We start from the raw sequence: 20,930 nt of genomic DNA, 5'->3' as shown, positions 1-20,930 counted from the left end.
ACCTCTACCTTAGAACTGAAGGCCAGCTTCACGGGCAGCATCTGCCAGTGCCTGGACACGACCATGATATTGGAACCCGGAACGGTCAAAGGAAACATCTTTGATGCCTTTTTCCAGAGCGCGTTCAGCAACAGCTTTACCCACAGCTGCGGCCGCGTCTTTGTTACCGGTGTACTTCAATTGTTCAGCGATAGCTTTTTCTACAGTAGAAGCAGCTACCAGAACTTCAGAACCATTCGGTGCAATTACCTGTGCGTAAATATGACGCGGGGTACGATGTACCACCAGGCGAGTTGCACCCAGCTCCTGGAGCTTGCGGCGTGCGCGGGTCGCACGACGGATACGAGCAGATTTCTTATCCATAGTGTTACCTTACTTCTTCTTAGCCTCTTTGGTACGCACGACTTCGTCGGCGTAACGAACACCCTTGCCTTTATAAGGCTCAGGACGACGGTAGGCGCGCAGATCTGCTGCAACCTGGCCGATCACCTGCTTATCAGCGCCTTTCAGCACGATTTCAGTTTGAGTCGGACATTCTGCAGTGATACCGGCTGGCAGCTTATGCTCAACAGGATGAGAAAAACCTAAAGCCAGGTTTACTACATCCCCTTTGACCGCTGCACGATAACCTACACCAACCAGCTGAAGCTTTTTAGTGAAGCCTTCGGTAACACCGATAACTACTGAGTTAAGCAGGGCACGCGCGGTACCAGCCTGAGCCCATCCGTCAGCGTAACCATCACGCGGACCGAAGGTCAGTGCATTATCTGCATGTTTAACTTCAACAGCATCGTTGATAGTACGAGTCAGCTCGCCATTCTTACCTTTGATCGTAATAACCTGACCGTTGAGTTTTACATCAACGCCGGCAGGAACAACGACCGGTGCTTTAGCAACACGAGACATTTTTTCCTCCGATTAGGCTACGTAGCAGATAATTTCGCCACCAAGACCAGCCTGGCGCGCTGCACGATCAGTCATAACACCTTTAGAGGTAGAAATAACCGCGATACCCAGACCCGCCATAACTTTCGGCAGCTCATCTTTACGTTTATAGATGCGCAGACCTGGGCGGCTGACACGCTGAATGCTTTCTACAACAGCTTTACCCTGGAAATACTTAAGAGTCAGTTCCAGTTCCGGCTTGATGTCGCCTTCAACTTTAAAATCTTCAATAAAGCCTTCTTCCTTCAGCACGTTGGCAATTGCCACTTTCAGCTTGGAGGAAGGCATGGTGACCGCAGCTTTATTCGCGGCCTGACCGTTACGGATACGGGTCAGCATATCCGCGATCGGATCTTGCATGCTCATCTGTCTTTACTCCCGTGATTCAATTGGTGACAATTACCAGCTAGCCTTTTTCAGACCCGGGATTTCACCGCGCATGGCGGCTTCACGGACCTTAATACGGCTCAACCCGAACTTCCGCAGGAAACCATGCGGACGACCTGTTTGACGGCAGCGATTACGCTGACGAGACGGGCTGGAATCACGCGGCAGAGTCTGCAGCTTGAGAACCGCATTCCAACGATCTTCGTCGGTTGCGTTCACATCAGAGATGATAGCTTTCAGTTCAGCGCGTTTAGCGAAGAATTTATCAGCTAAAGCCACGCGCTTTACTTCGCGTGCTTTCATTGATTGCTTAGCCATTAAGTAACCCTACCTTACTTGCGGAACGGGAAGTCAAAGGCAGCCAGCAGAGCGCGGCCTTCTTCATCAGATTTCGCAGTAGTGGTAATGGTAATATCCAAACCACGAACGCGGTCGACTTTATCGTAGTCGATTTCTGGGAAGATGATCTGCTCACGGACACCCATGCTGTAGTTACCACGACCGTCGAAAGACTTAGCGGACAAGCCACGGAAGTCACGGATACGCGGTACAGCAATAGTGATCAGGCGCTCAAAGAACTCCCACATGCGCTCGCCACGCAGAGTTACTTTACAGCCGATCGGATAGCCCTGACGGATTTTGAAGCCTGCAACTGATTTGCGTGCTTTGGTGATTAACGGTTTTTGACCGGAGATTGCTGTCAGATCAGCTGCTGCGTTATCCAGCAGTTTCTTGTCAGCGATCGCTTCACCAACACCCATGTTCAGGGTGATCTTCTCGACCCGAGGGACTTGCATGACAGAATTGTAGTTAAACTCAGTCATGAGTTTAGCGACTACTTCGTCTTTGTAGTAATCATGCAGTTTCGCCATCGTACTACTCCAAATTACTTGATAGTTTCGCTATTAGATTTAAAGAAACGGACTTTTTTGCCCTCTTCAAATCTAAAGCCTACACGGTCAGCCTTGCCGGTTGCCGCGTTGAAGATAGCAAGGTTAGAGATCTGAATAGCTGCTTCTTTCTCTACAATGCCGCCTGGTTGGTTCAGGGCCGGAACCGGCTTCTGATGTTTCTTAACCAGGTTGATACCTTCAACAATGACCTTGCCGGAAGACAGGACATTTTTTACTTTACCGCGTTTACCTTTATCTTTACCGGTTAACACGATAACTTCGTCATCACGACGGATTTTCGCTGCCATGATTCGCTCCTTAGAGTACTTCTGGTGCCAGAGAGATAATTTTCATGAACTTCTCGTTACGAAGCTCACGAGTTACCGGCCCAAAAATACGCGTACCGATAGGTTGCTCGCTGTTATTGTTTAAAATAACGCATGCATTACCATCGAAGCGAATGACAGAACCGTCCGGGCGACGAACACCCTTCTTGGTGCGCACCACTACCGCCTTCAGCACATCACCTTTCTTGACCTTACCACGCGGAATCGCTTCCTTGATGGTGATCTTGATGATGTCGCCTACGCCTGCGTAGCGACGGTGCGAGCCACCCAGAACCTTGATACACATTACGCGACGTGCACCGGAGTTGTCGGCGACGTTCAGCATAGTCTGTTCTTGGATCATTTTAGTGCTCCGCTAATGTCAACTACTACTGAGACCCAAAAGAGGGTCGTTAAAAAGCCCCATATCGAGGGCGCGGCATTATAACACCGCAATTCAAATATGGGTAGAAAAAATAAACGGCTCATTGCTGAGCCGTTTATTCGTTGAGAATGCGTACTGTATTACAGAACCGCTTTCTCTACAACGCGAACCAGCGTCCAGGACTTAGTCTTGGACAGCGGACGGCACTCAGCGATTTCAACTTTGTCGCCGATACCGCATTCGTTGTTTTCGTCATGTACGTGCAGTTTGGTCGTACGCTTGATGAATTTACCGTATACCGGGTGTTTCACCATACGTTCGATAGCAACAACAATGGATTTCTCCATTTTGTCACTAACCACACGACCTTGCAGAGTACGGATTTTATCGGTCATTACGCACCCGCCTTCTGAGTCAGTAAAGTCTTAACACGTGCAACATCACGACGCACTTGCTTCAGCAGATGAGTCTGTTGCAGCTGGCCACTTGCAGCCTGCATACGCAGGTTGAACTGCTCACGCAGTAGGTTCAGCAGCTCAGCGTTCAGCTCTTCAACGCTTTTTTCACGCAGCTCTTTTGCTTTCATTACATCACCGTCTTAGTTACAAAGGTGGTTTTGATCGGCAGTTTCGCTGCTGCCAGGCCGAATGCTTCACGGGCCAGCTCTTCCGGTACGCCGTCCATTTCATACAGGACTTTACCCGGCTGAATCAAGGCAACCCAGTACTCCACGTTACCTTTACCTTTACCCATACGAACTTCCAGCGGCTTCTCGGTGATCGGTTTGTCCGGGAATACACGGATCCAGATCTTACCTTGACGCTTAACTGCACGGGTCATAGCACGACGTGCTGCTTCGATCTGACGTGCAGTCAGACGACCACGGCCAACAGCTTTCAGACCGAAAGTGCCGAAGCTAACATCCGTACCCTGCGCCAGACCACGGTTGCGGCCTTTGTGCACTTTACGGAATTTTGTACGCTTTGGTTGTAACATCAGCGACGCTCCTTATTTACGGCCTTTACGCTGCTGCTTTTTAGGTTGAGCAGCCGGTTCCGGTTGTTCAACAGCAGCCATACCACCCAGGATCTCACCTTTGAAGATCCATACCTTAACGCCGATTACACCGTAAGTGGTGTGCGCTTCAGAGGTGTTGTAGTCGATGTCAGCACGCAGAGTGTGCAGCGGTACGCGACCTTCGCGGTACCATTCGGTACGTGCGATTTCCGCGCCGCCCAGACGGCCACTAACTTCAACTTTAATACCTTTAGCGCCAAGACGCATTGCGTTCTGTACAGCACGCTTCATAGCACGACGGAACATAACGCGACGTTCCAGCTGAGAAGTGATGCTGTCAGCAACCAATTTAGCGTCCAGTTCAGGCTTACGAACTTCGGCAATATTGATCTGTGCAGGAACGCCAGCGATATCCGCTACGACCTTGCGCAGTTTTTCTACGTCTTCGCCTTTCTTACCGATAACGATACCCGGGCGAGCAGTGTGAATAGTTACACGAATGCTCTTAGCCGGACGCTCGATAACGATGCGAGATACGGACGCTTTAGCCAGTTCTTTAGTCAAGAACTGACGTACTTTAAAATCGCTGTCCAGGTTGTCAGCGAATTCTTTGGTGTTCGCGAACCAGGTAGAGTTCCATGGTTTGACAATACCCAGGCGAATACCATTAGGATGTACTTTCTGACCCATTGCTAGTCTCCAGAGTCTCAGCGATCGGACACAACCACAGTAATGTGGCTGGTGCGCTTCAGGATGCGATCTGCACGACCTTTAGCACGCGGCATAATGCGCTTCATGCTCGGGCCTTCGTCTACGAAAATTTTCGTAACTTTCAGATCATCAATGTCAGCGCCATCGTTGTGTTCAGCGTTAGCAATGGCAGATTCCAGTACCTTCTTGACCAGTACAGCCGCTTTCTTATTGGTGTAGGTCAGAATATCCAGGGCCTGCGACACTTTCTTACCGCGAATCAGGTCAGCAACAAGGCGAACCTTCTGAGCAGAAGAACGAGCATGGCGATGTTGAGCTAAAGTTTCCATCTCTTCCTCCTACCTTATTTTTTCTTCGCTTTTTTATCAGCAGCATGGCCGCGATAAGTACGAGTCGGTGCGAATTCACCCAGTTTGTGACCAACCATTTCGTCGGAAACAAAAACTGGAACGTGCTGACGACCATTATGGACAGCGATGGTCAAACCGATCATGTTAGGAAAGATCGTTGAACGACGGGACCAAGTGCGCAGGGGCTTCTTGTCTCCGCTTTCCACCGCTTTCTCTACCTTCTTCAGCAAGTGCAGGTCAATAAAAGGACCTTTCTTGAGAGAACGTGGCATGGCTTATCCTCTAAAATTATTTGCTACGGCGACGTACGATGAATTTATCAGTACGCTTGTTGCTGCGGGTCTTCTTACCTTTGGTCTGAACGCCCCACGGAGTTACCGGGTGCTTACCAAAGTTACGACCTTCACCACCACCATGTGGGTGGTCGACTGGGTTCATCGCAGTACCGCGAACGGTAGGACGAACACCACGCCAGCGTGCAGCACCTGCTTTACCCAGAACGCGCAGCATATGCTCAGCATTGCCAACTTCGCCCAGAGTAGCGCGGCAGTCTGCTTCGACTTTACGCATTTCACCAGAACGCAGACGCAGGGTGACATAAGCACCATCGCGAGCAACGATCTGAACGTAAGTACCAGCGGAACGTGCCAGCTGACCGCCTTTACCTGGTTTCATTTCTACGTTATGAACGGTAGAACCAACCGGGATATTGCGCATCGGCAGGGTGTTACCTGCTTTGATTGCAGCATCAACGCCAGACTGAATCTGGTCGCCAGCTTTCAGGCCTTTAGGGGCCAGGATGTAACGGCGTTCACCGTCTTTGTACAGAACCAGCGCGATGTTCGCGGAACGGTTCGGATCGTACTCAAGACGTTCAACAACTGCCGGGATACCATCTTTGTTGCGTTTGAAGTCAACAATACGGTAGGCCTGTTTGTGACCACCACCGATATGACGAGTGGTGATACGGCCATTGTTGTTACGACCACCGGATTTGCTGTTTTTTTCAACCAGCGGAGCAAAAGGTTTGCCCTTGTGCAGCTCTGGGTTGACCACTTTAACGACGTGGCGACGACCCGGAGATGTCGGTTTACATTTAACAACTGCCATTGTATTACTCCTCCGACTTACTCAGCGCCGCCAACGAAGTCCAGATTCTGGCCTTCCTTCAGGGTGACGTAAGCTTTTTTCCAGTCGCTACGACGACCGATACGCTGTCCGTGACGTTTAACTTTCCCTTTAACTACCAGGGTGTTAACGACTTCGACTTCGACTTCAAACAGTTTCTGCACAGCAGCTTTGATTTCTGCTTTAGTCGCGTCTTTAGCAACTTTGAGAACGATGGTATTGGTTTTTTCCATCGCAGCAGACGCTTTTTCAGAAACGTGCGGTGCACGCAGCACCTTCAGTAAACGTTCTTCACGAATCATGCCAGCATCTCCTCAACTTGCTTAACAGCATCAGCAGTCATTACGACTTTGTCGAAGGCGATCAGGCTAACCGGGTCAATACCAGTTGCATCGCGTACGTCAACCTTGTGCAGGTTGCGCGCAGCCAGGAACAGGTTTTCGTCCAGCTCACCGGTGATGATCAGCACATCTTCCAGAGCCATGTCTTTCAGTTTCTGTGCCAGCAGCTTAGTTTTAGGCGCTTCTACAGAGAACGTCTCGACAACGATCAGACGATCCTGACGTACCAGTTCGGACAGAATGCTTTTCAGCGCGCCGCGGTACATCTTTTTGTTAACTTTTTGACTGTGGTCCTGCGGACGTGCAGCGAAGGTTACGCCACCTGAACGCCAGATCGGGCTCTTGATAGAACCTGAACGCGCACGGCCGGTACCTTTCTGGCGCCACGGCTTTTTGCCTGAACCAGTTACTTCAGCACGAGTCTTCTGAGCACGAGTACCCTGACGAGCACCAGCTGCATAAGCAACAACAACCTGGTGAACCAGCGCTTCGTTGAAATCACGACCGAAGGTAGTTTCGGAAACAGTCAGCGCGCTCTGCGCGTCTTTCAATACTAATTCCATTGCTATCCCCTTACGCCTTCACAGCTGGTTTAACGATCAGGTCGCAGCCGGTTGCACCCGGAACTCCACCTTTAACCAGCAGCAGGTTGCGCTCAGCGTCAACACGTACTACGTCCAGGCTCTGAACAGTGACGCGTTCGTTGCCCAGCTGACCTGCCATTTTCTTGCCTTTGAACACTTTGCCCGGAGTCTGGTTCTGACCGATAGAACCCGGAACGCGGTGAGACAAGGAGTTACCGTGGGTAGCGTCCTGGGTACGGAAGTTCCAGCGCTTAACGGTACCAGCGAAACCTTTACCTTTAGAGGTTCCGGTTACGTCAACTTTTTTAACGTCAGCAAACAGTTCAACGCTAATGTTCTGACCCACGGTGTATTCTTCACCATCTGCCAGACGGAACTCCCACAGGCCGCGGCCAGCTTCTACGCCAGCTTTAGCAAAGTGACCAGCTTCCGGCTTGGTTACACGGTTAGCTTTTTTAGCACCAGTGGTAACCTGAACAGCGCGATAGCCATCGTTAGCCAGATCTTTGATCTGAGTAACGCGGTTTGCTTCAACTTCGATAACGGTTACTGGGATAGATACGCCATCTTCAGTGAAGATGCGGGTCATGCCCACTTTTTTACCGACTAAACCAATCATTGTATCAACCTCTCAATCGCTCGATGACCTGATTAACCCAGGCTGATCTGCACGTCTACACCGGCAGCCAGATCCAGACGCATCAGAGCATCAACGGTTTTTTCAGTTGGCTCAACGATGTCAACCAGACGCTTGTGAGTACGAATCTCGTACTGATCGCGCGCGTCTTTGTTGACGTGCGGAGAGATCAGAACGGTGAAACGTTCTTTGCGGGTCGGCAGCGGGATCGGACCACGGACTTGCGCACCAGTGCGCTTAGCAGTCTCGACGATTTCCGCGGTTGATTGATCGATCAGACGATGATCAAACGCTTTAAGGCGGATACGGATTCTTTGGTTCTGCATGAGACCAGAGCTCCAATTATTTTATAGACGAAATGGTTACTCCTCATACCCATTACGATTGATGGGAGAGTGTAACCGTTCTTACATAGTTCCCCAATTGGGAACATTGTTTGATAGCCAATTTCGCTATCAGGGTTCATATCGAACCGGCCGTCAACTTTGACAGGCCCGCGCATTATACGCAAATTCAGCCGCAACGCAAGCATTGTCTAGTAATTCATCACTGGCTTCTGAGAGCAGGGATCATCATGTTCGGCAACGCTGTGAAATGCAGGCAAATACATCTGATAGCTACTTCCATTGCACATTATTGGCCTTTGCTACATGAACGACTTCTCAGCACTCTCACTACTACAGCCATATCACAGGAACCATCCATGTTCGTCACTTCCTCGATATTTATTATTTTGTACTGTGGGTTATCACTCATGCTCTGTTGGTGCGACTACCGAAATGGTCTGCTTCCAGATCGATTTACCTGCCCCCTACTCTGGGTTGGTTTGCTTTATCATCTATATTTATCAGAAAGTACTCTTTCAAACGCGGTATGGGGGGCGATCGCTGGCTATGTGTCCTTTGCTACTATCTACTGGTTATACAGAGGACTGCGCGGATATGAAGGCATCGGTTACGGTGACGTTAAATTTCTGGCCGCTCTTGGGGCCTGGCATGGATGGGGCGTATTACCTCAACTAGTGCTCATTGCAACCATACTCGCATGTGTCACCCTTGGGATGAAGATCATAGCGGGAAGAAAAAGGCAGGTATTATACAACCCGCTGCCTTTTGGCCCTTTTCTGGCAGCAGCGGGTCTTTGGTGTGGATGGCAGACGCTTATTAGTCCGCCACCTTAATTTGTGACTGGAGATAATTCTGTAGGCCAATTTTACCGATTAAGTCGAGCTCAGTTTCCAACCAATCAATGTGGCTTTCTTCGTCTGTAAGGATCTCAATTAGCATATCGCGGCTGACGTAGTCATAGACACTATCGGCATAGGCAATAGCTTCTCGCAAATCTTTAGCCCCTTCCAGTTCCAACCGTAAATCAGATTGCAGCATCTCCTCAACATCCTCACCGATGCGCAGTTTGCCAAGATCTTGCAGGTTAGGGATTCCTTCGAGAAACAAAATACGCTCGATATACTTATCGGCATGTTTCATTTCATCAATGGATTCGTGGTATTCGACATCGTTGAGGCGCATCAGGCCCCAGTTCTTAAACATTCTCGCGTGGAGAAAGTATTGATTAATTGCGACAAGCTCATTTCCCAATAATTTATTGAGATAAGTTATGATTTTGACATCACCTTTCATTATATAGTCCCTCCGCTTCCACTTATTGAAGCGTAGTTCGACCTATAGAGATGTCAAAAAAAGCAGGGGGGCTTCAGGCAATCTCTTGATATTCAGGCATGCGGGTTAATTCATCTTCCATAATTTCTCGAGCTGCGCGAATACACTTACCGCATTGATTTCCAACGGGAATAAATTTTCTTAGTTGCTGAAAAGACTGGGGGTGGAATTGACGCACAGCCTGACGAATTTTTTTATCATTTACACCATTACACAGACAAACGTACATACAGACTCCCGTTCAACTTATATGCAAAGTGTAAATGAGAATAGTTATGATTACAATAGCCTGTTTATTAAATATACGCCTGCACTAATTTCTGTAAACAATTTCCCTCATTAACTCAAATAGTCGACAGCAAAAAGGGCGCCTAAGCGCCCTTTTCTAATTCAGAACTAATAATTAGCCCAGAACTTTAGCAACAACGCCCGCGCCAACGGTACGGCCGCCTTCACGGATTGCGAAACGCAGACCGTCGTCCATTGCGATCGGGTGGATCAGGGTAACAACCATTTTGATGTTGTCGCCCGGCATTACCATCTCTACGCCTTCCGGCAGTTCGATGGTGCCAGTCACGTCAGTTGTACGGAAGTAGAACTGCGGACGGTAGCCTTTGAAGAACGGAGTATGACGGCCGCCTTCGTCTTTGGACAGAATGTACACTTCAGATTCGAACTTGGTGTGCGGCTTGATTGAACCCGGCTTAGCCAGTACCTGACCACGTTCGATTTCTTCACGTTTGATACCACGCAGCAGAACACCAACGTTCTCACCAGCACGGCCTTCGTCCAGCAGTTTGCGGAACATTTCAACGCCAGTACAGGTAGACTTCGCAGTCTCTTTGATACCAACGATTTCAACTTCTTCGCCAACTTTGATGATACCGCGCTCTACACGACCGGTAACAACGGTACCACGACCGGAGATGGAGAATACGTCTTCGATCGGCAGCAGGAACGGCTTGTCAATCGCACGCTCTGGTTCCGGGATGTAAGAATCCAGGTAGCCAGCCAGTTCGATGATTTTCGCTTCCCAGTCTGCGTCGCCTTCCAGCGCTTTCAGAGCGGAACCGCGAACGATCGGAGTGTCGTCGCCCGGGAAATCGTACTGAGACAGAAGTTCACGAACTTCCATTTCAACCAGTTCCAGCAGCTCTTCGTCATCAACCATGTCGCATTTGTTCAGGAACACGATGATGTACGGAACGCCTACCTGACGACCCAGCAGGATGTGCTCACGGGTCTGCGGCATCGGGCCGTCAGTCGCAGCAACAACCAGGATTGCGCCGTCCATCTGCGCAGCACCGGTGATCATGTTTTTAACATAGTCGGCGTGGCCCGGGCAGTCTACGTGCGCGTAGTGGCGAGTCGGGGTGTCATATTCAACGTGAGAAGTGTTGATGGTGATACCACGAGCTTTTTCTTCCGGCGCGTTATCGATCTGGTCGAATGCGCGAGCAGAACCGCCGTAGGTTTTAGCCAGAACGGTAGTGATTGCAGCGGTCAGAGTAGTTTTACCATGGTCAACGTGGCCGATAGTACCGACGTTGACGTGCGGTTTTGTACGTTCAAATTTTTCTTTAGACACGGCTATATTCCTTACTATAGTGCTCCCCCCTTCTGGAGAGAGCACGGGACTTTGGTTTTAACCCTGCGGCTTATTTACCACGGGCTTCGATTACGGCCTGAGCCACGTTGTTCGGCGCATCATCATACTTCAGGAACTCCATAGAGTAAGAAGCACGACCTTTGGTCAGAGAACGCAGCTGAGTTGCATATCCGAACATTTCAGACAGCGGAACTTCAGCGTGGATCACAACGCCAGTCACGTTGGATTCCTGACCGCGCAGCATACCGCGACGACGGCTAAGGTCACCGATAACGTCACCAGTATTCTCTTCCGGAGTTTCTACTTCAACCTTCATGATCGGCTCAAGCAGAACTGGTTTCGCTTTCTTAAAGCCATCTTTAAAGGCAATAGAAGCGGCCAGTTTAAACGCCAGTTCGGAGGAGTCAACGTCGTGGTAAGAACCGAAGTGCAGACGCACGCCCAGGTCAACTACCGGGTAACCAGCCAGAGGACCTGCTTTCAGCTGCTCCTGGATGCCTTTATCAACGGCCGGGATGTATTCACCAGGAATTACACCACCTTTGATGTCGTTGATGAACTCATAACCTTTCGGGTTAGAGCCCGGCTCCAGTGGGTACATGTCGATAACGACGTGACCGTACTGACCGCGACCACCAGACTGTTTAGCGTGTTTACCTTCGATATCGGTAACTTTAGCGCGAATCGCTTCGCGGTAAGCAACCTGAGGTTTACCGACGTTCGCTTCAACGTTGAATTCACGCTTCATTCGGTCAACGATGATGTCGAGGTGCAGCTCACCCATACCGGCGATGATGGTCTGGTTAGATTCTTCGTCAGTCCATACGCGGAAAGACGGGTCTTCTTTAGCCAGACGGCCCAGAGCCAGACCCATTTTTTCCTGGTCAGCTTTGGTTTTCGGTTCAACAGCGATAGAGATTACCGGCTCAGGGAATTCCATACGCTCCAGAATGATCGGCGCATTAGGATCGCACAGAGTGTCACCCGTAGTTACGTCTTTCAGACCGATAGCAGCAGCGATATCGCCCGCGCGAACTTCTTTGATCTCTTCACGTTTGTTAGCGTGCATCTGTACGATACGACCGAAACGCTCACGTGCAGCTTTCACGGAGTTCAGGATGGTATCACCAGAGTTAACCACACCAGAGTACACGCGGAAGAAGGTCAGGTTACCCACGAACGGGTCGGTAGCGATTTTGAATGCCAGAGCAGCAAACGGCTCATCATCGCTAGCGTGACGTTCAGCAGGAGTATCTTTACCGTCGTCCAGGATGCCGTTGATCGCAGGTACATCAACCGGGGATGGCAGGTAATCAATTACCGCATCCAGCATCGCCTGAACACCTTTGTTCTTGAACGCAGAACCACAGGTTACCAGGATGATTTCGTTGTTCAGAACGCGCTGACGGAGAGCAGTTTTAATCTCTTCTTCAGTCAGTTCTTCACCACCCAGGTATTTCTCCATCAGCTCTTCAGAAGCTTCAGCAGCGGACTCGATCAGGTTCTGGTGCCATTCTTCGGCCAGGTCCTGCATGTCTGCCGGGATATCTTCGTAAGTGAAGGTTACACCTGCGTCTTCTTCGTTCCAGTTGATGGCTTTCATTTTCACCAGGTCAACAACACCGGTGAACGCTTCTTCAGCGCCAATCGCCAGCTGCAGCGGAACAGGGTTCGCGCCCAGACGGGTTTTGATCTGACCAACAACTTTCAGGAAGTTCGCACCCATACGGTCCATTTTGTTAACGAACGCAATGCGCGGAACTTTATATTTGTTTGCCTGACGCCATACGGTTTCAGACTGAGGCTGAACACCACCAACTGCGCAGTAAACCATTACTGCACCATCAAGCACACGCATGGAACGTTCTACTTCGATGGTGAAGTCAACGTGCCCCGGGGTGTCGATGATGTTTACGCGATGCGGTTCATACTGCTTAGCCATACCTGACCAGAATGCAGTAGTCGCTGCGGAGGTGATAGTAATACCACGCTCCTGCTCCTGTTCCATCCAGTCCATGGTGGCAGCGCCGTCATGAACTTCACCGATTTTGTGGTTTACACCGGTGTAGAACAGAATACGTTCGGTAGTAGTAGTTTTACCGGCGTCGATGTGCGCACTGATACCGATGTTACGGTAGCGTGCGATGGGTGTTGTACGAGCCATTTGATTCCTCGTTTATTTCTTTAGGCGTTCAGTTAAGTTATCCAAAACGGGCGACTTACCTGAAGCGCCCGCCTGGTGACTAAGACTCCGAAGGGATTACCAACGGTAGTGTGCGAACGCCTTGTTGGCTTCTGCCATACGGTGAACGTCTTCACGTTTCTTAACTGCAGTACCTTTGTTGTCTGCAGCATCAGAAAGTTCGTTCGCCAGACGCAGAGCCATGGATTTATCACCACGTTTACGAGCAGCTTCAACGATCCAACGCATTGCCAGAGCATTACGACGAACCGGACGGACTTCAACTGGAACCTGATAAGTAGAACCACCAACGCGGCGAGACTTAACTTCTACAGTCGGGCGCACGTTGTCGAGAGCGACTTCGAAAGCTTCCAGTTCATTTTTACCAGAGCGCTGAGCCAGGGTCTCCAGCGCGCTGTATACGATTGCTTCTGCAGTAGATTTTTTACCATCTACCATCAGGATATTGACAAATTTAGCCAGCAGTTCTGATCCGAACTTAGGATCCGGCAGGATTTTACGCTGACCAATGACGCGACGACGTGGCATGGAAATACTCCGTTGTTAATTCAGGATTGTCCAAAACTCTAAGAGTTTAGTTTGACATTAATATAAAACGTTTGGCCTTACTTAACGGAGAACCATTAAGCCTTAGGACGCTTCACGCCATACTTGGAGCGAGCTTGCTTACGGTCTTTAACGCCGGAGCAGTCAAGCGCACCACGAACGGTGTGGTAACGAACACCCGGAAGGTCTTTAACACGACCGCCACGGATCAGGATCACGGAGTGCTCCTGCAGGTTGTGGCCTTCACCACCGATATATGAAGAAACTTCAAAACCGTTAGTCAAACGAACACGACATACTTTACGCAGTGCGGAGTTCGGTTTTTTAGGAGTGGTAGTATATACACGAGTACATACGCCACGTTTCTGCGGGCAGGCTTCCAGCGCAGGCACGTTGCTCTTTGCAACTTTGCGTGCGCGTGGTTTGCGTACCAGCTGGTTAATTGTTGCCATTAAATAGCTCCTGGTTTTAGCTTTTGCTTCGTAAACATGTAATAAATCGCCTCATATAATATGAGGACGCAGAATTCTAGGGCGGTGCTGAAAAGGTGTCAAGAAATATACAACGATCCCGCCATTACCAGGCTAATTGCCCAGGGTGTTTGACTGTAAGTCTGACGAAATCAGTATAGCTAAGCCTGACGACACCGTCCGCAATTTGACCACCCAGCCCACGGGCTTCGATATCTTCTTGCAGAACATGAATGGTTATGGGGGCAGATTGCAGAATTTCAAGGAAGCGACTTCCGGCAACTGCTGCGACTACGCCATCAGACATCAGCAGGAGATCGTCTCCTTCTTTTGTCAAACGAAGCATTGTCGCAGTATCAGCATGCCAGGGTGATGTGCTTAATGTGTGGAGCATGCGAACCTCAAAAACGCAGTATCACGTTAAAATCGTCAAGCTGGGTTCGTAAAGCCTCTGGCTCCAGCCACTCGGCATCTACGATCCATGGCGTCGAAGAGTTCAGGCCGCGTTCACGTGCAGAGGCCGCACAGACCCAGCATTGCTCAATATCGTAGAGCGATAAAAGTTTGAAGGTAGAGATATAGTCGCGTGCCAATACCGCTGCGGGCCGCTGCCCTGGAAGTAACTGGAACACGCCATCTCCGATGAAGAATACACCGATTTCCTCCGTCAGAGCGGATGTTGCAAGCAGTGCATCCAACCCTTCTCTGCCGGATGCTGAGCCGTGAGGAGTAGAGGAAAAAACAAAAGCTACGCGTTTCATCAGAACTGTACCATCCGGTCGCAGGTTAACGCGGCTTCCGCCAGCGCACCTAATCCGCTCAGCGTAAATCCAGGCTGTAAATTACAGGCTGGTAATCCCAGCTGTTGTGCTTCCTGTTGATCCACAACTCCTCGACGCAAAGCCGCGGCCACGCAGATATGCAAGGAAACAGCGTGATCGTCATGTAACGATTGCCATGCACGAACCAGATCAAACTCATCGCTAGCCGGTGCTGATAGCTGGTTTGCGTTATAAACACCTTCACGATAGAAAAAGATGCTGACCAGTTCATGGCCTTCCTGCAAAACAGCCAGGGCAAACTGCAATGCGCTGCTGGCCAACTGCGTACCGTAAGCAGGCCCCGTCACCGTGATCGCAAAGCGCATTACTTATCCAGCCCCTGGAAATCTCCGCTTTTAAACTGACGAATGTAGAGATACACCGTGTGTTTAGAGATATTCAACCTATCGGCAACCTGGTTGATGGCATCTTTGATGTCAAAGATGCCTTTTTCATAAAGATTCAGGACTATCTGGCGGTTTTTGGCATTGTTAGAAACGTTACGATCGGCATTCACCTCTTCGATAGTGAACTCAAGCGTCTGCGCAACCAGATCGTCTACCGATGAGGCAAAGTTGACCTGCGAGTTCACTTCCGTCGTTTCAGGCGGAATGAAGGTGCTCATTATTTGCGAGAACGGCACATCGAGGTTCATGTTGATGCACAGCAGGCCAATGACCCTATGTTCACGGTTGCGAATTGCAATCGTGACCGACTTCATCAGCACGCCGCTTTTGGCGCGAGTAAAATAGCATTTGGAAACGCTGCTATCGGCCCCGGTCATATCGTGCAGCATACGCAGCGCAAGGTCAGTGATTGGCGAGCCGATTTGACGGCCAGTATGTTCACCGTTGGCGATACGGATAGCGGAACATTTTAAGTCCTGCAACGAATGCAGTACGATTTCACAGTGGGAACCGATGAGCATCGCTAACCCGTCCACCACCGCTTCATAGGATTTGAGGATATCAAAGTCGGTCTGGTCAAAAGGACGTTGATCCAGCAAATCAAGCTCGCTGGTCTCGTTGGTTAAAAGCGACCTGGACATGAAAAAAAGCACTCCTTTTCAGGAGCCTGTCGTTATTGTCAGGGCAGGCTCATCATCATTATTGATCTATCTAAAGTAATACAGCGTCTGAGGTTCTTGCCAGTTTTAATTATATATGCCCTCAATAAAAAACCGCCGCCTGTGAAGGCGGCGGCTTAAACCAGATTACTTCTTGGCGTCAGCGGCCGGTGCTTCTGCGGCAGCTTCAGGTTTGGCATCAGCCTTTGGTGCCGGTTTGATATCCAGCAACTCTACATCAAAGACCAGGGTGGAGTTCGCCGGAATTCCCGGAACGCCCGTTTTTCCGTAAGCCAGGTCCGGCGGGATAACCAGTTGAATTTTTCCGCCTTTCTTAATATTTTTCAGACCTTCTGTCCAGCCTGGGATAACGCCGTCCAGACGGAAGGAGAGCGGCTCGCCACGGGTGTAGGAGTTATCAAACTCTTTACCATCGATCAGCGTACCTTTGTAGTTTACGACGACAGTATCGCTATCTTTAGGCGCATCGCCAGTACCGGCTTTCTCAACTTTATACAGCAGGCCGGATTTAGAGGTTTTCACACCTTTCTCTTTAGCAAAGGTGTCACGGTAAGCTTTACCTTTAGCATCGTTCTCAGATGCGTCTTTTTCCATTTTCTGCTGAGCGGCAGTTTTTACGCGGGTTTCAAACGTCTGCAGAGTCTGTTCGATCTCCTGATCGGACAGTTTGCTCTTATTGGCAAAAGCATCCTGAACACCGGCGATCAGCTGGTCTTTATCCAATTTGATGCCCAGTTTTTCTTGTTCTTTCAGGGAGTTTTCCATGTAACGTCCCAGTGATGCACCCAGCGCATAAGCAGATTTCTGATCGTCATTTTTGAATGCCGATTTGCTTTCCGTTGCAGGTGCCGCTTTCGCTGCGGTATCAGCAGCAAAGGTCAGCGGTGCATTCAGGGCGACGGCCATTGTGGTCGCCAGCAGCGTTACTTTAAACAGTGATTTCATCCATTTCTCCAGGGCCGGGGCATCTCACCCCAGGGTTATCGTAAAAAGCAAAAAACGTACTATAGAACGTTGCAGAACAAATCTACATACAGACGTTCCTGAATATCGACTCATTTAGGACTATTTTTGTATTAATTAGTTTCCTGCCACACGCAACGATGCTGCGCGGATGCTGAAACTTCAGTAGAATCCGACCGCAGAATAGGACAGAAGAGGTTACTCATGCACGATCGCACTTTAGAGACTCGCCTTGCGGAACTGGAGAGCAGGTTAGCGTTCCAGGAAATCACTATTGAAGACCTCAACAAGACCGTCACCGCTCACGAGATCGAAATGGCCAGGATGCGTGAACATTTACGCTTAATGGTAGAAAAGCTAAAAGCAACTCAACCATCGCATATCGCCTCACAGGCGGAAGAAACGCCTCCGCCTCATTACTAATGACGTAAAAAAAGCGGGCTTCCCCGCTTTTTTTATTCCAGAACGCTAATGCGATGGAATTAGTGGCAACCACAACCGCCATTACCGCCGCAACCACCTTTACCATGTTCGTGGTCATGGCCGTGACCGTGGCCGCCGCAGCAACCGTCATGATCGTGGTCATGGTCATGATCGTGTCCATTCGCGCCATGGACATGACCGTGCTCCAGCTCTTCAGCCGTTGCTTCGCGAATCGCGATAACTTCAACATTGAACTTCAGATTCTGGCCAGCCAACATGTGGTTACCGTCAACAACAACGTGTTCATCACCTACTTCAGTGATTTCAACCGGTACCGGGCCCTGGTCGGTTTCTGCCAGGAAGCGCATGCCTACCTGCAGTTCATCAACACCCATGAAAACGTCTTTAGGAACGCGCTGAACCAGGTTTTCATCGTACTGTCCGTACGCGTCGTTAGCGCCGACTTCTACATCAAACTTGTCGCCCACTACATGACCATCCAGCGCATTTTCCAGGCCGGAAATCAGAGAGCCGTGACCATGCAGGTAGTCCAGCGGCGCGCTTGCCGGAGACTCATCAACCAATACACCGTCTTCTGTACGTACCTGATAGGCCAGGCTGACCACCAGGTCTTTTGCTACTTTCATGATATCTCCTGAGCAAGGGAAGAATAGTGGCGCAGATTGTAGCGGAATTCTGCAGCCGTGTACCCTCTAGCTTAAAAAAAGCCGATAGATAACGCTAGTCCGGATGAAAAATGCCTATCACTTGCTCCTCTTTGCGAACATGATCGCGAACTTCCTTATCAGCCTCACGCATCTGGTGGCCGCACTTAACGCATTCAACAATATCGACATTATTTTCACGCCACATTGCCAGCGAATCCAGAGCCTGGCACGCCGGACATTTCGCACCGGCAATAAAACGTTTACGCACCGCCATATTATTTACCTTTTATTCAAACTCGTCCCAGCCGTCTAACTGCCTGCTCTCTTTTTGCATCTCTCGCTGAAAGATCTCTTCCAGCTCGCGCCTGGCTTCACGCACGCGGGATATCTGCAGGGTATCAGTATGCACCGGCATTAACTCACGCAGCATTCGCATATCGAGACGACGGAAGTGCAGTTGCGCACGCTGTGCCTGGTGTGGATGCATACCTATCGAGATAAGCGCTTTACGTCCCAACTCCAGCGCACTGGAGAACGTCTCGCGCGAAAATTGCGCCACTCCAGCCTGCAAAAGCTCATGCGCCTCAACGCGTCCCCGAGCTCGCGCCAGAATATGAAGATGTGGAAAGTGTTGTTGACACATCTCTACCAGCTTCATGGTATCTTCCGGCTCGTTGCAGGTGATGACGATCGATTGCGCGTCTTCGGCTCCCGCCGAACGCAGAAGTTCGAGCTGCGTCGCATCGCCAAAATAAACTTTATAGCCGTATTTACGCATCAGGTTTACCGCACTGATATCGCGCTCCAGCACCGTAATGCGCATTTTATTCGCCATCAGCAGGCGGCCGATCACCTGCCCGAAGCGCCCAAAGCCGACGATAATAACCTGCGGTTTATCATCCTCGACCCACGGAGCCTCATCCTCTTCTTCAGGCTGATTAAACCGCCGCGAAAGCACTTTATCGATTAGCGTCATCAGCAGCGGCGTGGTCATCATCGACAATGTCACCGTGACCAACAGCAGCGCCATCTGATCGTTTTGAAACAGACGAAGCGAAGCGGGCATTGAGAACAGCACAAAGGCGAATTCCCCTCCCTGACTCAGCACACCGGCAAACTGCATGCGCTCCGAGCTACGTAAGCCGTAAACTCGCGCCAGCAGATACAGGACACCTCCTTTCACCGCGACCAGTATTGCGACGCTGGCAATAACCCATAGCAAATGGGTGTACAGCACCCCAAGATTCAGCGCCATGCCAACGGAGATAAAGAACAATCCGAGCAGCAAACCTTTAAACGGCTCAATGGCGATTTCCAGCTCATGACGATACTCGCTCTCTGCCAGCAGTACGCCCGCAATAAACGTCCCCAGAGCCATCGATAAGCCGAGCGCATCCATAAATAGCGCCGATCCGAGTACCAACAGCAGGGTCGCAGCGGTAAAAACATCTCGCACACCGGAACCGGCGATAAAACGGAAAACCGGTCGCAACAGGTAGCGCCCACCGACCAGCATCCCACCGAAGGCCAGGACCTTTATCCCCACAGTGGCCCAATCAAAATGGTCATCACCCGAGCCAGCAAGTAGAGGAACCAGCGCAAGGGCAGGAATAACTGCCAGATCCTGGAACAGCAATACGGAGAAACCTAACTGTCCGGATTCGCTGCGGCTCATCCCTTTCTCACGCATGAGCTGTAGCGCCATGGCGGTTGAAGACATCGCCAATCCAATTCCACCAACCACTGCGGCCTGCCATGAGAAGTCGCTAAGCATGAGCAAACCGCCAAGAATGAGCGCACTCAGGGCGACCTGCGCGGCGCCCACACCGAAAATTGAGCTTCTTAACCGCCAGAGCTTGGCCGGATTCAGCTCCAGCCCGATGATAAACATCAGGAAAACGACGCCTAATTCTGAGAAGTGAAGGATTTCATCGACATCGCTAATGAAGCCTAAACCCCACGGGCCAATGGCAATACCGGCCAGCAGATACCCCAGCACGGCACCAATCCCCAGCCTCGCCGCCAACGGTACCGCAACCACGGCGGCAAACAGAAACAACACCCCCGCCAGCAGCAGATCAGCTCCCGCCATTTGAACCTCCTGCTGTTATAGGATTAGCCAACCAGTCGCGATAGGCGCGCGCGTGGCTTTTCAAGTCGTTGGGGGATTGCCGCCGCGCCCAGTAGACGATAATAGGGCTCATCCAGTGCATTCTGCACATACCAGCGGTCAGTTCAAAAGGACGCAGGATGTCGTTCATCGGATAGCGATGGACATCCCGCCGATAGGCGCTCTCCGGCTCACCAGTGGTAATCACACTTCGCCAGTACTTTCCCGCCAGTTGGTTTCCCCCGGCTCCGCTGGCAAAGCCGCGGCTTAATACCCTGTCCAGCCACTCTTTCAGCAATGCCGGGCAACTCCAGGTATATAGCGGATGCTGGAAAACAATCACCTCATGCTGACGCAGTAACTCCTGCTCCCAGGCAATATCGATAAAAAAATCTGGATAGTGCGCGTAGAGATCGTGCACGGTGACATTCGACAACTGTAAGGCCGGTTCAAGCAAAACCCGGTTGGCCACGGAATCCTGAGATTCTGGGTGGGCATACAGCAGCAAAACCTTCGCTGTCTGAGACATCTTTCCCCTCCCGAACGTCTTCTGGCGGCCTGTGCAGCGGCTGCGTCCCGACGCAACCAGAATGACTTTGTGTATCGTCTTCATTTTGGGCTACCATTGCGGCCCGGTTGAGCGATTC

At 50.6% G+C, this 20,930-nt stretch carries 35 protein-coding genes; 2 read left to right on the top strand and 33 right to left on the bottom strand.

Features of this window, described 5'->3' with window-relative positions:
- Positions 1-9: 9 nt before the first annotated feature.
- The 18 genes from rplR to rpsJ all read right to left on the bottom strand — a co-directional run bounded on the left by rplR (position 10) and on the right by rpsJ (position 8,030).
- Positions 10-363, bottom strand: coding sequence for a 50S ribosomal protein L18 (gene rplR / locus DA718_RS02595; RefSeq protein WP_000358960.1), 354 nt, complete (start codon positions 361-363; stop codon positions 10-12).
- Between the two features lie 9 nt (positions 364-372).
- Positions 373-906: a 50S ribosomal protein L6 gene (rplF, locus tag DA718_RS02590; RefSeq protein WP_112217269.1), complete on the bottom strand. Its 534-nt coding sequence runs from the start codon at positions 904-906 to the stop codon at positions 373-375.
- A gap of 12 nt (positions 907-918) precedes the next feature.
- Positions 919-1,311 carry a 30S ribosomal protein S8 gene (rpsH, locus tag DA718_RS02585; RefSeq protein WP_004106343.1) on the bottom strand — a complete coding sequence of 131 codons (393 nt, stop codon included), beginning with the start codon at positions 1,309-1,311 and terminating at the stop codon, positions 919-921.
- A gap of 33 nt (positions 1,312-1,344) precedes the next feature.
- The gene (gene rpsN, locus DA718_RS02580) at positions 1,345-1,650 is read right to left on the bottom strand and encodes a 30S ribosomal protein S14 (protein WP_002919667.1); all 306 of its coding nucleotides are present in this window, start codon (positions 1,648-1,650) and stop codon (positions 1,345-1,347) included.
- A gap of 14 nt (positions 1,651-1,664) precedes the next feature.
- Complete coding sequence (gene rplE, locus DA718_RS02575; RefSeq protein ID WP_003031123.1) at positions 1,665-2,204, bottom strand: 50S ribosomal protein L5; 540 nt, start codon at positions 2,202-2,204, stop codon at positions 1,665-1,667.
- A 14-nt stretch (positions 2,205-2,218) separates the two neighbouring features.
- A complete protein-coding gene (rplX, locus tag DA718_RS02570; protein ID WP_110275021.1) occupies positions 2,219-2,533 on the bottom strand; it encodes a 50S ribosomal protein L24 in 315 nt (104 codons plus the stop codon).
- Positions 2,534-2,543: 10 nt separating this feature from the next.
- Positions 2,544-2,915 (bottom strand): 50S ribosomal protein L14, encoded by a 372-nt coding sequence (rplN, locus tag DA718_RS02565; protein WP_000613954.1) that lies wholly within the window; start codon positions 2,913-2,915, stop codon positions 2,544-2,546.
- Between the two features lie 161 nt (positions 2,916-3,076).
- Complete coding sequence (rpsQ, locus tag DA718_RS02560; RefSeq protein WP_110275019.1) at positions 3,077-3,331, bottom strand: 30S ribosomal protein S17; 255 nt, start codon at positions 3,329-3,331, stop codon at positions 3,077-3,079.
- Complete coding sequence (rpmC, locus tag DA718_RS02555; protein WP_002919754.1) at positions 3,331-3,522, bottom strand: 50S ribosomal protein L29; 192 nt, start codon at positions 3,520-3,522, stop codon at positions 3,331-3,333. Before rpmC ends, rpsQ begins: the two co-directional genes overlap by 1 nt.
- Complete coding sequence (rplP, locus tag DA718_RS02550; protein ID WP_002919759.1) at positions 3,522-3,932, bottom strand: 50S ribosomal protein L16; 411 nt, start codon at positions 3,930-3,932, stop codon at positions 3,522-3,524. The genes rpmC and rplP overlap by 1 nt, the downstream gene beginning before the upstream one ends.
- A 12-nt stretch (positions 3,933-3,944) precedes the next feature.
- Positions 3,945-4,643 carry a 30S ribosomal protein S3 gene (rpsC, locus tag DA718_RS02545; protein ID WP_002919766.1) on the bottom strand — a complete coding sequence of 233 codons (699 nt, stop codon included), beginning with the start codon at positions 4,641-4,643 and terminating at the stop codon, positions 3,945-3,947.
- Between the two features lie 17 nt (positions 4,644-4,660).
- The gene (gene rplV / locus DA718_RS02540) at positions 4,661-4,993 is read right to left on the bottom strand and encodes a 50S ribosomal protein L22 (RefSeq protein WP_000448832.1); all 333 of its coding nucleotides are present in this window, start codon (positions 4,991-4,993) and stop codon (positions 4,661-4,663) included.
- Positions 4,994-5,007: 14 nt separating this feature from the next.
- Entirely contained in the window at positions 5,008-5,286 is a 279-nt protein-coding gene (rpsS, locus tag DA718_RS02535; RefSeq protein WP_001138115.1) for a 30S ribosomal protein S19, read from the bottom strand.
- 16 nt (positions 5,287-5,302) lie between these two features.
- Positions 5,303-6,124: a 50S ribosomal protein L2 gene (gene rplB / locus DA718_RS02530; RefSeq protein ID WP_000301869.1), complete on the bottom strand. Its 822-nt coding sequence runs from the start codon at positions 6,122-6,124 to the stop codon at positions 5,303-5,305.
- Between the two features lie 17 nt (positions 6,125-6,141).
- Entirely contained in the window at positions 6,142-6,444 is a 303-nt protein-coding gene (gene rplW, locus DA718_RS02525) for a 50S ribosomal protein L23 (protein ID WP_004868363.1), read from the bottom strand.
- Positions 6,441-7,046 carry a 50S ribosomal protein L4 gene (gene rplD / locus DA718_RS02520; protein WP_015960716.1) on the bottom strand — a complete coding sequence of 202 codons (606 nt, stop codon included), beginning with the start codon at positions 7,044-7,046 and terminating at the stop codon, positions 6,441-6,443. The genes rplW and rplD overlap by 4 nt, the downstream gene beginning before the upstream one ends.
- A gap of 10 nt (positions 7,047-7,056) precedes the next feature.
- Positions 7,057-7,686 (bottom strand): 50S ribosomal protein L3, encoded by a 630-nt coding sequence (gene rplC, locus DA718_RS02515; protein WP_052284882.1) that lies wholly within the window; start codon positions 7,684-7,686, stop codon positions 7,057-7,059.
- A 32-nt stretch (positions 7,687-7,718) separates the two neighbouring features.
- Positions 7,719-8,030 (bottom strand): 30S ribosomal protein S10, encoded by a 312-nt coding sequence (gene rpsJ / locus DA718_RS02510; protein ID WP_001181005.1) that lies wholly within the window; start codon positions 8,028-8,030, stop codon positions 7,719-7,721.
- A 377-nt stretch (positions 8,031-8,407) separates the two neighbouring features.
- Here rpsJ and DA718_RS02505 point away from each other — a divergent pair, with 377 nt between their 5' ends.
- Positions 8,408-8,884 carry a prepilin peptidase gene (locus tag DA718_RS02505; protein WP_112217268.1) on the top strand — a complete coding sequence of 159 codons (477 nt, stop codon included), beginning with the start codon at positions 8,408-8,410 and terminating at the stop codon, positions 8,882-8,884.
- Here DA718_RS02505 and bfr read toward each other — a convergent pair.
- The 11 genes from bfr to fkpA form a co-directional block, all read right to left on the bottom strand.
- Positions 8,868-9,344 (bottom strand): bacterioferritin, encoded by a 477-nt coding sequence (gene bfr, locus DA718_RS02500; RefSeq protein ID WP_110275015.1) that lies wholly within the window; start codon positions 9,342-9,344, stop codon positions 8,868-8,870. The genes DA718_RS02505 and bfr overlap by 17 nt on opposite strands.
- A 73-nt stretch (positions 9,345-9,417) precedes the next feature.
- A complete protein-coding gene (bfd, locus tag DA718_RS02495) occupies positions 9,418-9,612 on the bottom strand; it encodes a bacterioferritin-associated ferredoxin (protein WP_110275013.1) in 195 nt (64 codons plus the stop codon).
- Between the two features lie 174 nt (positions 9,613-9,786).
- Positions 9,787-10,971: an elongation factor Tu gene (gene tuf / locus DA718_RS02490; RefSeq protein ID WP_004097636.1), complete on the bottom strand. Its 1,185-nt coding sequence runs from the start codon at positions 10,969-10,971 to the stop codon at positions 9,787-9,789.
- A gap of 70 nt (positions 10,972-11,041) precedes the next feature.
- Positions 11,042-13,156 carry an elongation factor G gene (gene fusA / locus DA718_RS02485; protein WP_112214736.1) on the bottom strand — a complete coding sequence of 705 codons (2,115 nt, stop codon included), beginning with the start codon at positions 13,154-13,156 and terminating at the stop codon, positions 11,042-11,044.
- A 96-nt stretch (positions 13,157-13,252) separates the two neighbouring features.
- Positions 13,253-13,723, bottom strand: coding sequence for a 30S ribosomal protein S7 (gene rpsG / locus DA718_RS02480; protein ID WP_004106370.1), 471 nt, complete (start codon positions 13,721-13,723; stop codon positions 13,253-13,255).
- Between the two features lie 95 nt (positions 13,724-13,818).
- Positions 13,819-14,193, bottom strand: coding sequence for a 30S ribosomal protein S12 (gene rpsL / locus DA718_RS02475; RefSeq protein ID WP_110275007.1), 375 nt, complete (start codon positions 14,191-14,193; stop codon positions 13,819-13,821).
- A gap of 124 nt (positions 14,194-14,317) precedes the next feature.
- Positions 14,318-14,605, bottom strand: a complete 288-nt coding sequence (gene tusB / locus DA718_RS02470) for a sulfurtransferase complex subunit TusB (protein ID WP_112214737.1) — start codon at positions 14,603-14,605, stop codon at positions 14,318-14,320.
- 7 nt (positions 14,606-14,612) lie between these two features.
- Positions 14,613-14,972 carry a sulfurtransferase complex subunit TusC gene (gene tusC / locus DA718_RS02465; protein WP_112214738.1) on the bottom strand — a complete coding sequence of 120 codons (360 nt, stop codon included), beginning with the start codon at positions 14,970-14,972 and terminating at the stop codon, positions 14,613-14,615.
- On the bottom strand, positions 14,972-15,358 hold the full coding sequence (gene tusD / locus DA718_RS02460) for a sulfurtransferase complex subunit TusD (RefSeq protein WP_112214739.1): 387 nt from the start codon (positions 15,356-15,358) through the stop codon (positions 14,972-14,974). The genes tusC and tusD overlap by 1 nt, the downstream gene beginning before the upstream one ends.
- A complete protein-coding gene (locus tag DA718_RS02455; protein WP_110275001.1) occupies positions 15,358-16,080 on the bottom strand; it encodes a helix-turn-helix transcriptional regulator in 723 nt (240 codons plus the stop codon). Before DA718_RS02455 ends, tusD begins: the two co-directional genes overlap by 1 nt.
- Positions 16,081-16,245: 165 nt before the next feature.
- Positions 16,246-17,064, bottom strand: a complete 819-nt coding sequence (gene fkpA / locus DA718_RS02450; protein WP_110274999.1) for an FKBP-type peptidyl-prolyl cis-trans isomerase — start codon at positions 17,062-17,064, stop codon at positions 16,246-16,248.
- Positions 17,065-17,286: 222 nt separating this feature from the next.
- On the opposite strand from fkpA, the gene DA718_RS02445 reads away from it, so the two are divergent.
- Positions 17,287-17,505, top strand: coding sequence for a protein SlyX (locus DA718_RS02445; protein ID WP_112214740.1), 219 nt, complete (start codon positions 17,287-17,289; stop codon positions 17,503-17,505).
- Between the two features lie 59 nt (positions 17,506-17,564).
- Here the strand turns inward: DA718_RS02445 and slyD are convergent, their stop codons facing one another.
- From slyD to kefG, 4 genes are all read right to left on the bottom strand, one after another.
- Positions 17,565-18,152, bottom strand: coding sequence for a peptidylprolyl isomerase (gene slyD / locus DA718_RS02440; RefSeq protein ID WP_110274995.1), 588 nt, complete (start codon positions 18,150-18,152; stop codon positions 17,565-17,567).
- Positions 18,153-18,246: 94 nt separating this feature from the next.
- Positions 18,247-18,447 (bottom strand): YheV family putative zinc ribbon protein, encoded by a 201-nt coding sequence (locus tag DA718_RS02435; protein ID WP_110274993.1) that lies wholly within the window; start codon positions 18,445-18,447, stop codon positions 18,247-18,249.
- 12 nt (positions 18,448-18,459) lie between these two features.
- Positions 18,460-20,265: a glutathione-regulated potassium-efflux system protein KefB gene (gene kefB / locus DA718_RS02430; protein ID WP_112214741.1), complete on the bottom strand. Its 1,806-nt coding sequence runs from the start codon at positions 20,263-20,265 to the stop codon at positions 18,460-18,462.
- Positions 20,252-20,812, bottom strand: a complete 561-nt coding sequence (kefG, locus tag DA718_RS02425; RefSeq protein ID WP_112214742.1) for a glutathione-regulated potassium-efflux system ancillary protein KefG — start codon at positions 20,810-20,812, stop codon at positions 20,252-20,254. The genes kefB and kefG overlap by 14 nt, the downstream gene beginning before the upstream one ends.
- Between the last annotated feature and the right edge of the window lie 118 nt (positions 20,813-20,930).

The organism is Klebsiella huaxiensis (genome assembly GCF_003261575.2).
Taxonomy (GTDB): Bacteria; Pseudomonadota; Gammaproteobacteria; order Enterobacterales; family Enterobacteriaceae; genus Klebsiella; species Klebsiella huaxiensis.
Note: the sequence above shows the minus strand (reverse complement) of the source record. Positions and strands in the feature narration are given on the sequence as shown.

Bases quoted from the DNA above. Each gene is read 5' to 3' on its own strand.
- rplR (WP_000358960.1), bottom strand. From the start codon at position 363: ATGGATAAGAAATCTGCTCGTATCCGTCGTGCGACCCGCGCACGCCGC.
- rplF (WP_112217269.1), bottom strand. From the start codon at position 906: ATGTCTCGTGTTGCTAAAGCACCGGTCGTTGTTCCTGCCGGCGTTGAT.
- rpsH (WP_004106343.1), bottom strand. From the start codon at position 1,311: ATGAGCATGCAAGATCCGATCGCGGATATGCTGACCCGTATCCGTAAC.
- rpsN (WP_002919667.1), bottom strand. From the start codon at position 1,650: ATGGCTAAGCAATCAATGAAAGCACGCGAAGTAAAGCGCGTGGCTTTA.
- rplE (WP_003031123.1), bottom strand. From the start codon at position 2,204: ATGGCGAAACTGCATGATTACTACAAAGACGAAGTAGTCGCTAAACTC.
- rplX (WP_110275021.1), bottom strand. From the start codon at position 2,533: ATGGCAGCGAAAATCCGTCGTGATGACGAAGTTATCGTGTTAACCGGT.
- rplN (WP_000613954.1), bottom strand. From the start codon at position 2,915: ATGATCCAAGAACAGACTATGCTGAACGTCGCCGACAACTCCGGTGCA.
- rpsQ (WP_110275019.1), bottom strand. From the start codon at position 3,331: ATGACCGATAAAATCCGTACTCTGCAAGGTCGTGTGGTTAGTGACAAA.
- rpmC (WP_002919754.1), bottom strand. From the start codon at position 3,522: ATGAAAGCAAAAGAGCTGCGTGAAAAAAGCGTTGAAGAGCTGAACGCT.
- rplP (WP_002919759.1), bottom strand. From the start codon at position 3,932: ATGTTACAACCAAAGCGTACAAAATTCCGTAAAGTGCACAAAGGCCGC.
- rpsC (WP_002919766.1), bottom strand. From the start codon at position 4,643: ATGGGTCAGAAAGTACATCCTAATGGTATTCGCCTGGGTATTGTCAAA.
- rplV (WP_000448832.1), bottom strand. From the start codon at position 4,993: ATGGAAACTTTAGCTCAACATCGCCATGCTCGTTCTTCTGCTCAGAAG.
- rpsS (WP_001138115.1), bottom strand. From the start codon at position 5,286: ATGCCACGTTCTCTCAAGAAAGGTCCTTTTATTGACCTGCACTTGCTG.
- rplB (WP_000301869.1), bottom strand. From the start codon at position 6,124: ATGGCAGTTGTTAAATGTAAACCGACATCTCCGGGTCGTCGCCACGTC.
- rplW (WP_004868363.1), bottom strand. From the start codon at position 6,444: ATGATTCGTGAAGAACGTTTACTGAAGGTGCTGCGTGCACCGCACGTT.
- rplD (WP_015960716.1), bottom strand. From the start codon at position 7,046: ATGGAATTAGTATTGAAAGACGCGCAGAGCGCGCTGACTGTTTCCGAA.
- rplC (WP_052284882.1), bottom strand. From the start codon at position 7,686: ATGATTGGTTTAGTCGGTAAAAAAGTGGGCATGACCCGCATCTTCACT.
- rpsJ (WP_001181005.1), bottom strand. From the start codon at position 8,030: ATGCAGAACCAAAGAATCCGTATCCGCCTTAAAGCGTTTGATCATCGT.
- DA718_RS02505 (WP_112217268.1), top strand. From the start codon at position 8,408: ATGTTCGTCACTTCCTCGATATTTATTATTTTGTACTGTGGGTTATCA.
- bfr (WP_110275015.1), bottom strand. From the start codon at position 9,344: ATGAAAGGTGATGTCAAAATCATAACTTATCTCAATAAATTATTGGGA.
- bfd (WP_110275013.1), bottom strand. From the start codon at position 9,612: ATGTACGTTTGTCTGTGTAATGGTGTAAATGATAAAAAAATTCGTCAG.
- fusA (WP_112214736.1), bottom strand. From the start codon at position 13,156: ATGGCTCGTACAACACCCATCGCACGCTACCGTAACATCGGTATCAGT.
- rpsG (WP_004106370.1), bottom strand. From the start codon at position 13,723: ATGCCACGTCGTCGCGTCATTGGTCAGCGTAAAATCCTGCCGGATCCT.
- rpsL (WP_110275007.1), bottom strand. From the start codon at position 14,193: ATGGCAACAATTAACCAGCTGGTACGCAAACCACGCGCACGCAAAGTT.
- tusB (WP_112214737.1), bottom strand. From the start codon at position 14,605: ATGCTCCACACATTAAGCACATCACCCTGGCATGCTGATACTGCGACA.
- tusC (WP_112214738.1), bottom strand. From the start codon at position 14,972: ATGAAACGCGTAGCTTTTGTTTTTTCCTCTACTCCTCACGGCTCAGCA.
- tusD (WP_112214739.1), bottom strand. From the start codon at position 15,358: ATGCGCTTTGCGATCACGGTGACGGGGCCTGCTTACGGTACGCAGTTG.
- DA718_RS02455 (WP_110275001.1), bottom strand. From the start codon at position 16,080: ATGTCCAGGTCGCTTTTAACCAACGAGACCAGCGAGCTTGATTTGCTG.
- fkpA (WP_110274999.1), bottom strand. From the start codon at position 17,064: ATGAAATCACTGTTTAAAGTAACGCTGCTGGCGACCACAATGGCCGTC.
- DA718_RS02445 (WP_112214740.1), top strand. From the start codon at position 17,287: ATGCACGATCGCACTTTAGAGACTCGCCTTGCGGAACTGGAGAGCAGG.
- slyD (WP_110274995.1), bottom strand. From the start codon at position 18,152: ATGAAAGTAGCAAAAGACCTGGTGGTCAGCCTGGCCTATCAGGTACGT.
- DA718_RS02435 (WP_110274993.1), bottom strand. From the start codon at position 18,447: ATGGCGGTGCGTAAACGTTTTATTGCCGGTGCGAAATGTCCGGCGTGC.
- kefB (WP_112214741.1), bottom strand. From the start codon at position 20,265: ATGGCGGGAGCTGATCTGCTGCTGGCGGGGGTGTTGTTTCTGTTTGCC.
- kefG (WP_112214742.1), bottom strand. From the start codon at position 20,812: ATGTCTCAGACAGCGAAGGTTTTGCTGCTGTATGCCCACCCAGAATCT.